Raw genomic sequence first — 14,429 nt, 5'->3', positions numbered from 1 at the left:
CCGAACCCCCGAGCCAGACGAGGAACTCGATGTGATGACCGGCCGCTTGTTGAAGGGTTCACCTCAGGAGCTCACCGACGGCTACGACGTGGCGATGCTCGACCTCGACGGCGTGGTCTACGTCGGGGGAGAGGCGGTGCCGCGCGCCCCCGAGTCGCTCGCCGCGGCCCGGGAGAAGGGCATGCGGTTGGCGTTCATCACCAACAACGCATCGCGTACGGCGACGAAGGTCGCCGCCAACATTCGCAAGCTGGGGATCGAGGCGGAGGCCGACGACGTCGTCACCTCCGCTCAGGCCGCGGCGCGCGTCCTCGCCGAGCGTCTCGATCCGGGTGCGAAGGTGGTCAACCTCGGCGCCGGCGGGCTGAGCGAGCCGCTCGAGGCGGCAGGCCTCGTTCCGGTCGACGTCGCCGAGGACGCCGACGCGATCGTCACCGGCTACAACCCCGATCTGCTGTGGAAGGACATCCTGCGTGCCGCCGTACGCATCAAGGAAGGCCTCCTCTGGGTCGCCAGCAACACCGACATGACCTTCCCCGCGGCCTACGGCCTGGCCCCCGGCCATGGCGTGCTGGTCGACACGCTGCGCCGCTTCGCCGAGGTCGAGCCGGTCGTGGCGGGCAAGCCGTCGCGACCGCTGCTCGAGGAGACGATCCGCCGCACCGGGGCGTCGACCCCGTTGATGGTCGGCGACCGGCTCGACACCGACATCGAGGGCGGCCACAACGTCGGCATCGACACGCTCTTGGTGCTCACCGGCGTGACCGGCCTCGCGGAGCTGGTCGCGGCCGAGCCACAGCTGCGTCCGACCTACATCTCCACCGACCTGCGTGGGTTGCTCGAGCCTCATCCCGTGCCCGACGTCGACGGAACCACCGCTCGGCTGGAGGGATGGACGGCACAGGTGCGCGACGGCGAGCTCAGCGTCGAGGGCGAAGGAAGCGCGGACGACTGGTGGCGGGTTGCCGCGACCAGCGCGTGGTCCCACCTGGACGCCACGGACACAGCAGCCGCTGTCGGAGCACAGGCCGTGCCACCTCGACCGGATGAGGACTCCGGGGCGGTAGTCTCGCCCACATGAGCGAGCAGCACTTCGACGAGGTCCCGGCACCGGCCGCAACCTCGTCGCACACCGGCGTCGCCCGCGTGGATGCGGTCCTGGAGACGCTCGACCGCCTCGACGAGCTGCCGCTGGAGGAGCACGTCGGCGTCTTCGAGACGGCCCACACCGAGCTCCGCCGGGCCCTCGACCCCGAGACCCAGGCCCACGATGCGATGGCTCGGGTCGCCGGTGCGGCGTCCCAGCAGGCACCGTCCCAGCACGCGCAGCCCCAGCAGGCGCAGTCCCAGCCCACCGACCAGTCCTGAGAGACGAGCAGATGCCTCCTCGCCGCCTGCGACTCGACGCCGAGCTGGTCCGACGCAAGCTGGCCCGATCCCGTGAGCACGCCAGCGAGCTGATCGCCGCCGGGCGGGTCACGGTCTCGGGCAACCGCGCGACCAAACCGGCCACCGGGGTCACCACCGACGTAGCCATCGTCGTGACCGACGATCCCGACCGACCCGACTTCGTCTCCCGCGGAGGCCACAAGCTCGCCGGGGCTCTGGCGGCCTTCGCGCCGCTGGGCCTTTCCGTCGACGGCCGCCGCTGCCTCGACGCGGGCGCGTCCACGGGCGGGTTCACCGACGTGCTTCTGCGCAACGGCGCCGACCAGGTGGTCGCCGTCGACGTCGGCTACGGCCAGCTCGCCTGGCGCCTGCAGCAGCACGAACGCGTCACCGTCCACGACCGCACCAACATCCGCGACCTGTCCCTCGACCTGGTCGGCGAGCCGGTCGAGGTCGTGGTCGGCGACCTCTCCTTCATCTCCCTCGAGCTCGTCCTCGACGCGCTGATCTCGGTCACCAGGCCCGACGGCGACCTCGCGCTGATGGTCAAGCCGCAGTTCGAGGTCGGCAAGGACCGCGTCGGCAAGGGCGGCGTCGTACGCGACCATGCGCTGCGCGCCGAGGCGGTCAATGCCGTCGCCGAGGCCGCTGCCAGGCGCGGGTGGGGTGCACGTGCCGTGACCACGAGCCCGCTTCCGGGGCCGTCGGGCAACGTCGAGTTCTTCCTGTGGCTGCGCCGCGGCGAGGCCACGATCGACGACGCCGAGATCGAGCAGGCCGTGCGTGAGCAGCGTGGCCTGGAGAACCCCGCCACCGATGAAGTGTCGGTGGCGTCTGGGAAGGTTGATCCGTGATCGACCGTCAGCGAGTGAACCGTCTGAACAACACGCGAGCGCCTTCGTACTCCGGCGCTTGCGCTACGGAGGTGCTCGCGTGAGCGAAGCCGACGCCCCCGTGGACCCGGCCGAGGTTCGGCGTGTCCTCATGCTCATCCACACGGGTCGCGAAGAGGCCCGTGAGGTGGCGTTCGCGTGCGCGAAGTCGCTCGCGGTCCACGGCATCGTGGTCAGGATGCTGGCTCCCGAGGCCGAGGATCTGGGCATCGACCCGGGTGCGTACCAGCCGGCGATCGAGCTCGTGGCCGACGAGGACGGCGCCAGCCACGACTGCGAGCTGGCGCTGGTCATCGGCGGTGACGGCACCATCCTGCGTGCCGCCGAGATCGTCCAGCCCGATCGCACTCCGGTGCTCGGGGTCAACCTCGGACATGTCGGCTTTCTCGCGGAGGCAGAGCACGACGACGTCGAGTCGACGATCGAGGCGATCGTGCACCGCCGCTACACCTCCGAGGACAGGCTGGCGCTCGAGGTCAGCGTCTTCGAGGACGGAAAGAAGGTCTTCCGCACCTTCGCGGTCAACGAGGCCAGCGTCGAGAAGGCAGCGCGCGAGCGGATGCTCGAGGTGGTCGTCGAGATCGATGGCCGTCCGCTGTCGCGATGGGGCTGCGACGGTGTTGTCTGCGCGACGCCGACCGGCTCGACCGCCTACAACTTCTCCGCCGGTGGCCCGGTCGTGTGGCCCGGCGTCGAGGCCCTGCTGCTGACCCCGATCAGCGCCCACGCCCTGTTCGCGCGGCCGATGGTGGTCGCGCCGACCTCGGTGCTCGCCGTCGAGGTCATCTCCAGGGCCGACGGTGTCGGCGTGCTCTGGTGTGACGGCCGCCGCTCCCACGAGCTCGGCCCGGGCGCCCGGATCGAGGTCACCAGGGGGGTGGAGCCAGTCAGACTCGTCCGCCTGCACCAGGCACCCTTCACGGATCGTCTGGTGCGGAAGTTCGGACTGTCGGTGGAGGGATGGCGAGGCGCCGCGGAACGGCGTCCGTTCAGGATGAACGGAGGCGAGAATGCTTGAGGAGATCAGGATCTCCGGGCTCGGGATCATCGAGTCCTCGACCTTGGAGCTCGGCCCAGGACTGACCGTGGTGACCGGTGAGACCGGTGCCGGAAAGACGATGATCGTGACCGCGCTCGGGCTGCTTCTGGGCGGCCGCGGCGACGCCGGATCGGTCCGCACAGGCAAGAAGTCGGCCCGGGTCGAGGGCGTCATCGACGCTCGTACGCTGCCCGGCGTCGTCGATGCGACCGAGGAGGCTGGTGGCGAGGTCGAGGAGGGCCGCGTCCTGGTGGCCCGCACCGTCGCCGCCGAGGGCCGTGCTCGGGCCTACGTCGGCGGGGCGACGGTGCCGGTGGCCACCCTCGGATCGGTGACCTCACCTCTGGTGGCCGTCCACGGCCAGTCCGACCAGCACCGCCTGCTGCAGCCGCGCGCGCAGCGCGACTCGCTCGACCGTTTCGGAGGCGACGCGGTCGCGAAGCTGCTCGCTGCGTACACCGACCTCCACGCCGAGCTCGGCAAGGTCGAGCGCGAGCTCGACGACGTCACCACCCACGCCCGCGAACGGGCGCAGGAGGCTGACCTGCTGCGCTTCGGGCTCGGCGAGATCGAGGCGGTCTCCCCGGAGCCCGGTGAAGACGCGACGCTTGCTCAGGAGGAGGGCAGGCTCGGCTACGCCGACACGCTGCGCACCGCCGCGGAGCAGGCCCGCGAGGCGCTCTCCACCGAAGACCCCGACGCTCCTGACGCCCTCGGTGCGGTCTCGGCCGCGCGCCGTGCGCTCGACAGCGTGCGCGACCACGATCCCGACGCCGCCGCGCTCGCCGAGCGTCTCGCCGAGGTCAACTACCTGCTCTCCGACGCAGCCACCGACGTCGCCTCCTACGCGGCCGCGGTCGAGACCGATCCCGCCCGGCTGGCCGTCGTCTCCGAGCGCCGCGCGGCCCTGACCGCGCTGACCCGGAAGTACGGCGAGACCATCGACGAGGTGCTCGCCTGGTCCGAGACCAGCGCCAAGCGCCTCCTCGAGCTCGACTCCGACGACTCCCGGATCGAAGAGCTCAAGGCAGAACGTACGCGCCTTCGAGCCGAGCTCGCCGACGCCGGCGTGGCGCTCTCGACCGCGCGCACCGACGCCGCGGGCGCGCTGGCCGAGGCTGTCAGCGACGAGCTGACCGGGCTGGCGATGCCCCACGCCCGACTCGTGGTCGACGTACGCCAGAAGGAGACCGACGCCCCCGGCTCGGAGGACGAGCCGCACGCTCCGCTGCTGGTCGGATCGGGGAAGAGCAAGCGCTGGCTGCGCTACGGGTCCAACGGTCTCGACGAGGTCGAGCTGCTGCTGGCCGCCAACACCGGCTCGGAACCGCGCCCGCTCCACAAGGGCGCCTCCGGCGGTGAGCTCTCCCGGGTGATGCTGGCCATCGAGGTGGTGCTCGCCGCCACCAGCCCGGTCCCGACCTTCGTCTTCGACGAGGTCGACGCCGGCGTCGGCGGCACCGCCGCGGTCGAGATCGGCCGCCGCCTCGCTCAGCTGGCCCGCACCGCCCAGGTGCTCGTCGTCACCCACCTGCCCCAGGTCGCCGCCTTCGCCGACCATCACGTCGCGGTCGAGAAGACCAGCGACGGGGTGGTCACCAGCTCCGGCCTGAGCGTCCTCGACGACGACTCCCGCGAACGTGAGCTCTCCCGGATGCTCGCCGGCCTCACCGCCTCCGACACCGCCATCGCCCACGCCCGAGAGCTCCTCGACGTCGCCCGCTCCGCCAAACCCTGACCCGCCCAGAAGTCACTCCTGCAGGTCGAAGGGTCACTCGTACGGGGCGAGACGTCACTTGTGCAGGTCGATTGGGCACCTCGGTGACTTCTCGGTCTGCGGGAGCGACTCTTCGCCCTGCAGGGGTGACTCATCGGCGTACGGGGGTGACGACTCGGTCTGCAGGGGTGACTCCTGGACCTGCAGGAGTGACTTCTCGCCGGGAGGAGGACTCGCCGGGATGAGTTCCAGGGACATCGAGCGGCGGCAGGGGAGGATTGGCGGGCCATGAGACTGCCTACTCGCCAGATTCCTTCCGTACTTCCAGGGATCCGCGGCACGCTCCGAAGCGGGCGGCCGACGCGCACCCTGATCCCGAGGCTCAAAGAGGGCGACATCGCGGTCATCGACCATGTCGATCTCGACCGGGCGACCGCGCTGGCGATCGTGGCCAAGGGGGTCGTGGCGGTCGTCAACGCCCAGCCGATGGTCTCGGGGCGCTATCCCAACCGGGGCCCGGAGACGTTGGCCGAGGCCGGCATCGAGCTCATCGACAAGGTGGGCGAGTCCGGGCTCGAGACGCTGGTCGACGGCCGCAAGGCGCGCATCCTCGAGGGCGAGATCTTCGACGGCGAGCAGCGGCTGACGTCGGGTCGTGCGCTCGACGCCGAGACGCTCGAGAGTGATCTCGAAGACGCCAAACAGGGCCTCGGCTCCCACCTGGAGCTCTTCACCCACAACAGCAGCCAGCTGCTGCGGCGCGAGGAGGACGTGCTGCTGCACGGCACCGGCGTGCCTCTTCTGGATACGCCGATGGAGGGCCGTCCGGTCGTGGTCGTCGCCGACCATCCCGATCTCGACAGGCTTCTGCACGGCCTGAAGACCTTCCTGCACGAGCAGCAGCCCGTCATCATCGCCGTCGGGGCGGCAGCGACGAGGCTGACCAGGAAGCAGCTGCGCGGCGCCGTGGTCCTGCTCGGTGCCGATCCCGATGTCTACCCCGACTCGAAGGTGCTCACCGGCGCGGCCGAGGTCGTGCTCGCACCCGGAGGCGCTGCGAGCGACCAGGCCGGCGAGCACCTCGACCGGGTCGGTGTCGAGGCGAAGCGCTTCGTGTCGTCGCTGGCGCCGGAAGACGCGAGCCTGTTGGTCGCCTACGCGCAGCATCCTTCGCTGATCGTCGGCGCAGGGCTCAGCACGACGCTGACCGACTTCCTCGAAGACCAGCGCCCTGGGCTCGCCGGCACCTACCTGACCCGACTGGCGCTCGGGCCGAGCCTGGTCGACGCCTCTGCGGTGCCGGCCCTCAGTGATCGCCGGCCGCGCTCCGGCAGGTTCTTCGCGCCGGTCGTGGCCGCGGCCGCCGCGCTGCTCGTCGGCATCCCGGCTGGCATCTGGGTCGCCGACCACGACCTCACCCCCGAGGGCACGGGCTCCGCCTCCGGCGCCACCCGGGCCGGCAGCGCGGAGGAGAAGTCGTCGGACCGAGACGACGCCGAGGCCCAGTTCGTCGCCGACTCGGGGGAGACCCTGCTCGCCGGCAAGCTCGAGGGCAGCAAGGTCGCCGTCATCACGATGCCGGGGGCCGACCCGAAGAGCGTCGACGCGCTCACCGGCAACATCAAGGCAGCCGGCGGCACGACCACAGGGGTGCTCAACGTACGTCCCAAGCTCCTCGACCCCGACCGCAAGCAGTACGTCGACACGCTGGGCACCCAGCTGGTCAAGCAGCTCGGTCGCGGTGACGCCGACCAGGCCACCTACCAGCGGATGGGGCAGGTGATCGGGGAGACCTACGCCGGCGCCCGCCCGGCGTCCTCGTTCGACCAGCCGGCCAAGACCGCGGCTGTGGCATTGCTCACCGGTGACCTGGTCACGGCCAAGGGGCGGCCTTCGGGTCCTGCCGATCTCGTGCTGGTCGTCCTCGGCAAGGACCACGACGACACCACGGCGGTCGAAGGGCTCACCGAAGGCCTCGGCGCGAGTGCGAAAGGCCTGCTCGTGGCGGCGAAGAGCGACTCGAAGGATCTCCAGAGCCTGCGCGACCACGACTGGCCCGGCTGGTTCGGGTCGGTCGACGGGATCGAGACCACGACCGGACAGATCGCAGCGCCGCTCGCCTTGGCGCGCCAGAAGAGCCAGCAAGGTGGCGACTTCGGTGCGTCAGGTTTCGGCGGCCTGCTCAAGGATTGATAGGATCGAGGCCCATGAAGTCGGCGAGCTTGACCAAGCACATTTTTGTCACCGGGGGCGTCGCCTCCTCCTTGGGAAAGGGTCTGAGCGCCTCGAGCCTCGGCCGCCTTCTCCGCTCGCGTGGTCTGAGCGTGACCATGCAGAAGCTGGATCCGTATCTCAACGTGGATCCCGGCACGATGAATCCGTTCCAGCACGGTGAGGTCTTCGTGACCAACGACGGTGCCGAGACCGATCTCGACATCGGCCACTACGAACGGTTCCTCGACACCAACCTCGTCGGCCACGCCAACGTGACCACCGGTCAGGTCTACTCCAACGTCATCGCCAAGGAGCGCCGCGGCGACTACCTCGGCGAGACCGTCCAGGTGATCCCGCACATCACCGACGAGATCTCCGAGCGCATCCTGGCCATGCACGGCCCCGACATCGACGTGGTGATCACCGAGATCGGTGGCACCGTCGGCGACATCGAGTCGCAGCCGTTCCTCGAGGCCGCGCGCCAGGTGCGTCAGCGGCTGGGCCGCGACAACGTGTTCTTCGTGCACGTCTCCCTGGTGCCCTACATCGGCCCCTCCAAGGAACTGAAGACCAAGCCGACCCAGCACTCGGTGATGGCGCTGCGCCAGATCGGCATCCAGCCCGACGCGATCGTGTGCCGCGCAGACCGCGAGCTTCCGGAGGGCATCAAGCGCAAGATCGCGCTCATGTGCGACGTCGACGAGGACGCGGTCGTGACCGCCGCCGACGCGCCGAGCATCTACGACATCCCGAAGGTGCTCCACCGTGAGGGCCTCGACGCCTACGTCGTACGCAAGCTCAACCTGCCCTTCCGCGACGTCGACTGGTCGCTGTGGGACGACCTGCTCCGCCGGGTGCACCACCCCAAGGAGGAGCTCACGATCGGTCTGGTCGGCAAGTACATCGATCTCCCCGACGCCTACCTGAGCGTCGGCGAGGCCCTGCGCGCCGGTGGGTTCGGCAACGAGGCCAAGGTCAATATCCGCTGGATCCCCTCCGACGAGTGCGAGACCCCCGAGGGCGCGGCCAAGAACCTCCACGACCTCGACGCCGTCTGCGTGCCCGGCGGCTTCGGCATCCGCGGACTGGAGGGCAAGCTCGGCGCGCTGACCTACACCCGCACCCACCAGATCCCCACGCTCGGCCTGTGCCTGGGGCTGCAGTGCATGGTCATCGAGTACGCCCGCAACGTGCTCGGCCTGGAGAAGGCCGACTCCACCGAGTTCGACGCCGAGACCCCCGAGCCCGTCATCGCCACGATGGAGGAGCAGAAGGCGTACGTCGAGGGCGCGGGCGACCTGGGCGGCACCATGCGTCTGGGCCTCTACCCGGCCGAGCTCAAGAAGGGCTCGATCGCCGCAGAGGTCTACGGCGAGGCCTCCATCGAGGAGCGCCACCGGCACCGCTACGAGGTCAACAACTCCTACCGTGACCAGCTCGAGGAGGCCGGTCTGGTGTTCTCCGGCCTCTCGCCCGACAACCAGCTCGTCGAGTTTGTCGAGCTGCCCCGAGACGTCCACCCCTACTACGTCTCCACCCAGGCCCACCCCGAGCTGCGCTCGCGGCCGACTCGCCCGCACCCGCTCTTCGTCGGGCTCGTGAAGGCGGCCCTCGACCGGCAGAAGGAGCAGCGGTTCCCGATCGACGAGTCCAAGCTGCGCCGCGACGTCGACGACGTCGAGCTGCCGGAGCCGGCCGAGGCCTGAGCCCGGTCCGGCCGTGCGGCCCGGCCGCCCGGGCTCATCGAGCCCGGGCGGCCAGCTGGCGTCTGTGGGTGTCGAGCCGGGCGACGAGGCTGCGGTGCACGAACGGCACCAGCGCCCCACCTGCCAGCGACGCCTCGACGGCCCCGATCACCTCCTCGCCTGCGGTGGCGGGGTAGAAGCGGGTCTGCAGACCGTAGTTGAGCAGGCCGCCGCCCTGGATGGCCGCGATCGACTCCAGATAACGCCCGGCGTACGGGGCAAGAACGTCCTGCTGGCCCGGACGCCAGAACGCGTTGGGCAGCTGATAGCCGGCATCGCTGTGCGGCAGCCGGCGCTCGACCATGGCGACCTGCCAGGCCTCCTCCTTCGCGGCGGGCTCGGGGCCCGCGGCCCGCGCCAGGAGTGCCCACACCCACGCCTCCGGGTCGGGGTCACGCTCCATCAGCGCCTCGGCGGCGGCCGCGTCGTAGCTGCCCAGCTCGGCGCCACGAGCCAGCAGCAGCCAGTCGAGCACGATGTCGTCGGCCGCGGCCTCACGTACGAGCGCGAACTGGTCCTCGCTGGTCGCATGGCGGGCGAGCACGCGCAGCGCCTCGGCGCGGTTGTCGGTGTCGCTGGTGAAGCCGACCGCCGCGGCGGCGACCGCAGAGCGCATCAGCTCGACGTGCTCGGGCGCGGTCCACAGCTCGGCAGCCCGCTCGGCCAACGTCAGGAACGGCGCGACCACCTGGGGGCTGCGCTCGCGCACCAGGATCTGCAGCACGTGACCGACCAGGTCGGGGCCGCCGATCTCACCACGGAGCAGCGAGAGCCAGGCGTTGTCGACCGAGACCGCGCGCGCCGTCGTGGTCGGCAGGAGCCCGGAACGGTCGCGCAGCCACGCCTCGCTGGCCGCGTCGGACCGGGTCGCGGCGAACGTGACGTCGGTGGCGTTGACCAGGTGTGCCGCGGCGTCGGGGAGGTCGACCTTCGCCGAGCCGCCTTCGATCGTGACCGGGGTCGAGGCGAGCAACGCGCCGTCGGCGGCGTACGAGGCGATCTCGAGCTGGTGGGGCCGCACGGTGCCGTCGGGGCTGGTCACGGTGAGGGTGTCGCCGACGAGCGTGATCAGGTCGGTGCCCTCGTGGTCGAGCCAGGCGGTGGTCCAACCGGAGAGGTCCTTGCCGGCGGCCGCGCCGAAGGCACCCATCAGGTCGGAGAGCGTGGTGTTGCCGTAGGCGTGCTCGGCGAAGTAGGCCTGCAGCCCGGCGAGATAGGCGTCCTCACCGATGTAGGCGCACAGCTGCTGCAGCACGCTCTGGCCCTTGGCGTAGGTGATCGCGTCGAAGTTGGCCATCGCGACGTCGACGCTGGGCACCACGCCGCGGATCGGGTGGGTGGCGGGGGAGATGTCGGTGTTGTACGCCGCGATCTTCTCGGTCACCGCGATGCCGGCCCACGCCTCGGAATACTCCTCCAGCGCCGCGCTGGACCACACCGCCGCCCACGAGGCGAACGCCTCGTTGAGCCACAGATCGTCCCACCAGCGCATCGTGACCAGGTCGCCGAACCACATGTGGGCCATCTCGTGGAGCACCACGTTGGCGCGCTCGGCCCGCTCGGGGTGGGTCGGGGCGGTGCGGTAGAGGAAGGCGTCGGAGTGCGTCACCGCGCCCCAGTTCTCCATCGCCCCGCCCATGTCGGGCACGAAGATCTGGTCGTAGCGCCGCTGGGGAAACGGCAGCCCGAACCTGGTGCCGTACCAGGCCAGCCCGTGCTCGGTCACCCGCAGGATGTCGTCGGTGTCGCGCTCGAGCTGCGTGCGCAGCGACTGGCGGGCGTAAAGCCCGAGGTCGTAGCCACCCCGCTCGGCGCGGACCTCGACGAACGGTCCGGCATTGACCACCACGACGTACGTCGAGAGCGGGGGAGTGTCCTCGAAGGCCCAGACCCGGGCGCCTTTCGCCGCGTCGGTGACTCCCGCGGGTGCGGAGTTGGAGAGCACGGTCCACTGCTCCGGCGCCGTCACGGTGAAGGCGTGGACCGCCTTGAGGTCGGGCTGGTCGAAGCAGGCCCAGAGCCGCCGGGCGTCGTCGGGCTCGAAGGAGGTCCAGACATAGACGTTGTCGTCGGTCGGGTCGACGGTGCGGAGCACCCCCTCGGAGGAGGAGGTGTCGGACTGCGACGCGGTCACGACGAGCGTGTTGGTCGCGGCCAGGTCCGGGAGCGGGATGCGGTCGGCGTCGAGGGTGCTCAGATCGAGGGCGGTGCCGTTGAGGGTGGCCGCCGAGACCTCGGCGACGCAGTCCACGAACGTGCTCGTGCCGGGAGCCGCGGAGAAGGTGATCGTCGAGATGCTGGTCAGCGTCTCCCCGCCCAGCAGACCGGTCAGATCGAGGGCGATGTCGTAGCGGTCGACGGAGATCGCGGCGGCCCTGGCGGCCGCCTCCTCCTGGGTGAGCGAGGCGGGGGCGGCGGGGGAAGTCTCTGACATGAGCCGAGAGTAGCCTCGGCCCATGACTTCGGACGCAGGTTTTTCCGACTCGATCCCGCACGACGACGAGCACGCCTCCGCGGAGCACGACCACGGTCCGCTGACCGAGTGGGACACGCCTGAGAGCTGGCCGGTCGTCTCGAGCGAGGACATCCACCGCGACGGCTGGGTGGTCGCGTTGCGGTCGGACCGGATCAACCGCCCCGGGCACGAGGAGGAGGAGCCGTTTCGCCGTCTCGTGGTCGAGCACCCCGGTGCTGCGGTGGTGCTGGCGCTCGACGACGACGAGCGGGCGCTGGTCATCACCCAGTACCGTCACCCCGCCAAGCGCCGCTTCGTCGAGCTCCCGGCCGGGCTGATCGACTACCCCGGCGAGGACCCGCTCGACGTGGCCGTGCGTGAGCTGCGCGAAGAGGTCGCCCACGAGGCAGCCGAGTGGACGCCCCTGCTCTCCACCTACACCTCCCCAGGCCTGAGCGAGGAGATCCATCACTTCTTCCTCGCGCGCGGACTCACCGCGAGCGACCGCGACGGGTTCGAGCTCGAGCACGAGGAGGCGGAGATGAGCATCCACTGGGTGCCCTTCGAGGAGCTCCTCGACGCCGTGCTCGACGGCCGCGCGACCGACTCGCCCGTGGTGCAGGCCGTTTTGGCGTACGCCGCGCTCAGGTCTCGTGGCAAAGTCTGATCAGGGCCTGCGAGAGACCACATTCATGGGAAGACCAACGCTCAGGGGATGACAATGAAGATCGGCGTACCCAAGGAAGTCAAGAACCACGAGTACCGGGTGGCGATCACCCCCTCAGGCGTCCATGAGCTGGTGGCCAACGGCCATGAGGTCTTCGTGGAGGCCGGCGCCGGTGCCGGCTCCTCGATCTCCGACGACGACTACGCCGCGGTCGGTGCCAAGCTCGTCGGCGATGCCGACGAGACCTGGGGCAACGCCGACCTGGTGCTCAAGGTCAAGGAGCCGGTGGCGGAGGAGTACCACCGCCTGCGCGAGGGCCTGACCCTGTTCACCTACCTCCACCTGGCCGCCGACAAGCCGCTGACCCAGGAGCTGCTGGCCAAGAAGGTCACCGCGATCGCGTACGAGACCGTCGAGCTGCCCAACCGCGCCCTGCCGCTCCTCTACCCGATGAGCGAGGTCGCCGGCTGTCTGGCGCCGCAGGTCGGGGCCTACAACCTGCTCAAGGCCCAAGGTGGCCGCGGCACGCTGATGGGCGGCGTCGGTGGCGTCGCCAACGCGAAGGTCGTGATCATCGGGGCCGGCGTCTCGGGTCAGAACGCCGCCAACATTGCGCTCGGGATGGGCGCCGACGTGACCCTGCTCGACACCGACCTGGAGAAGCTGCGGATGTCGTTCTGGCGCTACTCCAACCAGGTGCACGGCCTGGCCTCCAACAAGCTCGCGCTCGAGGAGCAGGTGCTCGCGGCCGACCTGGTCATCGGTGCCGTGCTGATCCCCGGCGCCGCCGCTCCGAAGCTCGTCACCAACGAGCTGGTCTCGCGGATGAAGCCCGGCTCGGTGCTCGTCGACATCGCCATCGACCAGGGCGGCTGCTTCGAGGACTCCCACGCCACCACCCACGACGACCCGACCTATCAGGTGCACGGCTCGACGTTCTACTGCGTGGCCAACATGCCCGGTGCGGTGCCCAACACCTCCACCTACGCCCTCACCAACGCGACGCTTCCCTACGTCGTCGCCCTGGCCAGCCACGGCTGGCAGCAGGCCATGCGCAGCGACGCCGCCCTGGCCAAGGGCCTCAACACCCACGCCGGCGCCCTGACCAACGCCCCCGTCGGCGCCGCCGTCGGCATCGACGCGGTCGACCTCGACACCGTTCTCGCATGAGCCCCCGCCGAGTCGGCTCGTCCTGACAGAGATCGGCGTCGAGTCGGCTCGTCAGAACGAGCCGACTCGACCTGGAAATTGGTCAGAACGAGCCGACTCGGCGGGGGATTTGGTCAGGACGGGCCGACTGGGCTGCTTGGATGGACATGTGACAGCGGCATCGAGTGCTCCGGGCACCGCTTCGGCGGTGGAGCGCGCGATGCGCACCTATCTCGATCACCTGAGCGTCGAGCGCGGGCTCGCGGCCAACACGCTCTCGTCCTACCGGCGCGATCTGCGCAGGTACGCCGAGTTCCTCGCCGGCCGCGATGTCGGTGACCTCACCGGCGTCTCGGAGGCGACGGTCTCGGCCTTCCTGGCCCATCTGCGTGAGGGTAGCGAGGAGCATCCGGCGCTGAGCGCCACCTCGGCGGCGCGGACGGTGGTCGCGGTGCGCGGGTTCCACAAGTTCGCGGTCGCCGACGGGATGGCCGAAGCCAACCCGGCCGGCCACGTGAAGCCGCCGCGTGCGGAGAAGCGGCTGCCGAAGGCGCTCCCGCTCTCCGACATCGAGGCGATCCTGGAGACCGCCGGTGCTCCGGGCACGACTCTCGCGCTGCGCGACCGCGCCCTCCTCGAGGTGCTCTACGGCACCGGCGCGCGCATCTCGGAGGCGGTCGGTCTCGACGTCGACGACCTCGACCGTGTCGACAACGTCGCCCTGCTGCGCGGCAAGGGTGGCAAGGAGCGCCTCGTGCCGGTCGGCTCCTACGCGGTCGAGGCCGTCGAGGCCTATCTGACCCGGGCCCGCCCCGACCTCGCCGCCGCCGGATCGAGCGGCAACGGGGGAGCGCTCTTCCTCAACGCCCGCGGTGGTCGCCTCTCGCGACAGTCGGCCTGGACGGTGCTGACCCGAGCAGCCGAGCGCGCCGGGATCGACAAGGACGTATCGCCCCACACCCTGCGTCACTCCTTCGCCACCCATCTGCTCGACGGGGGTGCCGACGTACGCGTCGTGCAGGAGCTGCTGGGCCATGCGTCGGTGACCACGACGCAGATCTACACTCTTGTCACCGTGGACAATCTTCGAGAGGTCTTCGCGACCGCGCACCCGAGGGCCCTGTGACCCAACCCGTGACCCAATCTGTGACCCAACCTGTG

General features: G+C 70.4%; 11 protein-coding genes. 10 read left to right on the top strand and 1 reads right to left on the bottom strand.

Features of this window, described 5'->3' with window-relative positions:
• The first annotated feature begins 34 nt into the window (after window positions 1-34).
• The 7 genes from FB381_RS13100 to FB381_RS13070 all read left to right on the top strand — a co-directional run bounded on the left by FB381_RS13100 (window position 35) and on the right by FB381_RS13070 (window position 8,958).
• A complete protein-coding gene (locus FB381_RS13100) occupies window positions 35-1,081 on the top strand; it encodes an HAD-IIA family hydrolase (protein WP_141780690.1) in 1,047 nt (348 codons plus the stop codon).
• On the top strand, window positions 1,078-1,368 hold the full coding sequence (locus FB381_RS13095) for a hypothetical protein (RefSeq protein WP_141780689.1): 291 nt from the start codon (window positions 1,078-1,080) through the stop codon (window positions 1,366-1,368). The genes FB381_RS13100 and FB381_RS13095 overlap by 4 nt, the downstream gene beginning before the upstream one ends.
• Before the next feature lie 11 nt (window positions 1,369-1,379).
• A complete protein-coding gene (locus tag FB381_RS13090; protein ID WP_141780688.1) occupies window positions 1,380-2,243 on the top strand; it encodes a TlyA family RNA methyltransferase in 864 nt (287 codons plus the stop codon).
• A gap of 79 nt (window positions 2,244-2,322) precedes the next feature.
• Window positions 2,323-3,300: an NAD kinase gene (locus FB381_RS13085; RefSeq protein WP_425465447.1), complete on the top strand. Its 978-nt coding sequence runs from the start codon at window positions 2,323-2,325 to the stop codon at window positions 3,298-3,300.
• The gene (recN, locus tag FB381_RS13080) at window positions 3,293-5,059 is read left to right on the top strand and encodes a DNA repair protein RecN (protein WP_141780686.1); all 1,767 of its coding nucleotides are present in this window, start codon (window positions 3,293-3,295) and stop codon (window positions 5,057-5,059) included. The genes FB381_RS13085 and recN overlap by 8 nt, the downstream gene beginning before the upstream one ends.
• A 267-nt stretch (window positions 5,060-5,326) precedes the next feature.
• Window positions 5,327-7,231, top strand: a complete 1,905-nt coding sequence (gene steA / locus FB381_RS13075; RefSeq protein ID WP_141780685.1) for a putative cytokinetic ring protein SteA — start codon at window positions 5,327-5,329, stop codon at window positions 7,229-7,231.
• Window positions 7,232-7,245: 14 nt separating this feature from the next.
• Window positions 7,246-8,958 carry a CTP synthase gene (locus tag FB381_RS13070; protein WP_141780684.1) on the top strand — a complete coding sequence of 571 codons (1,713 nt, stop codon included), beginning with the start codon at window positions 7,246-7,248 and terminating at the stop codon, window positions 8,956-8,958.
• A gap of 34 nt (window positions 8,959-8,992) precedes the next feature.
• Here the strand turns inward: FB381_RS13070 and pepN are convergent, their stop codons facing one another.
• Window positions 8,993-11,431 carry an aminopeptidase N gene (gene pepN / locus FB381_RS13065; protein ID WP_141780683.1) on the bottom strand — a complete coding sequence of 813 codons (2,439 nt, stop codon included), beginning with the start codon at window positions 11,429-11,431 and terminating at the stop codon, window positions 8,993-8,995.
• A gap of 22 nt (window positions 11,432-11,453) precedes the next feature.
• Here pepN and FB381_RS13060 point away from each other — a divergent pair, with 22 nt between their 5' ends.
• The 3 genes from FB381_RS13060 (at window position 11,454) to xerD (ending at window position 14,394) form a co-directional block, all read left to right on the top strand.
• The gene (locus tag FB381_RS13060) at window positions 11,454-12,119 is read left to right on the top strand and encodes an NUDIX domain-containing protein (protein WP_246088092.1); all 666 of its coding nucleotides are present in this window, start codon (window positions 11,454-11,456) and stop codon (window positions 12,117-12,119) included.
• Window positions 12,120-12,173: 54 nt separating this feature from the next.
• Entirely contained in the window at window positions 12,174-13,289 is a 1,116-nt protein-coding gene (ald, locus tag FB381_RS13055; RefSeq protein WP_141782759.1) for an alanine dehydrogenase, read from the top strand.
• Between the two features lie 148 nt (window positions 13,290-13,437).
• Window positions 13,438-14,394 carry a site-specific tyrosine recombinase XerD gene (xerD, locus tag FB381_RS13050; protein WP_281285045.1) on the top strand — a complete coding sequence of 319 codons (957 nt, stop codon included), beginning with the start codon at window positions 13,438-13,440 and terminating at the stop codon, window positions 14,392-14,394.
• The last annotated feature ends 35 nt before the right edge of the window (window positions 14,395-14,429 follow it).

It is taken from the genome of Nocardioides albertanoniae (genome assembly GCF_006716315.1).
Lineage (GTDB): Bacteria > Actinomycetota > Actinomycetes > Propionibacteriales > Nocardioidaceae > Nocardioides > Nocardioides albertanoniae.
The sequence above is the reverse complement of the archived record's forward strand: the minus strand, read 5'-3'. Positions and strand labels throughout refer to the sequence as shown.

Excerpts from the sequence above, each read along its gene's own strand:
- FB381_RS13100 (WP_141780690.1), top strand. The coding sequence starts at position 35 with ATGACCGGCCGCTTGTTGAAGGGTTCACCTCAGGAGCTCACCGACGGC.
- FB381_RS13095 (WP_141780689.1), top strand. The coding sequence starts at position 1,078 with ATGAGCGAGCAGCACTTCGACGAGGTCCCGGCACCGGCCGCAACCTCG.
- FB381_RS13090 (WP_141780688.1), top strand. The coding sequence starts at position 1,380 with ATGCCTCCTCGCCGCCTGCGACTCGACGCCGAGCTGGTCCGACGCAAG.
- recN (WP_141780686.1), top strand. The coding sequence starts at position 3,293 with ATGCTTGAGGAGATCAGGATCTCCGGGCTCGGGATCATCGAGTCCTCG.
- steA (WP_141780685.1), top strand. The coding sequence starts at position 5,327 with ATGAGACTGCCTACTCGCCAGATTCCTTCCGTACTTCCAGGGATCCGC.
- FB381_RS13070 (WP_141780684.1), top strand. The coding sequence starts at position 7,246 with ATGAAGTCGGCGAGCTTGACCAAGCACATTTTTGTCACCGGGGGCGTC.
- pepN (WP_141780683.1), bottom strand. The coding sequence starts at position 11,431 with ATGTCAGAGACTTCCCCCGCCGCCCCCGCCTCGCTCACCCAGGAGGAG.
- FB381_RS13060 (WP_246088092.1), top strand. The coding sequence starts at position 11,454 with ATGACTTCGGACGCAGGTTTTTCCGACTCGATCCCGCACGACGACGAG.
- ald (WP_141782759.1), top strand. The coding sequence starts at position 12,174 with ATGAAGATCGGCGTACCCAAGGAAGTCAAGAACCACGAGTACCGGGTG.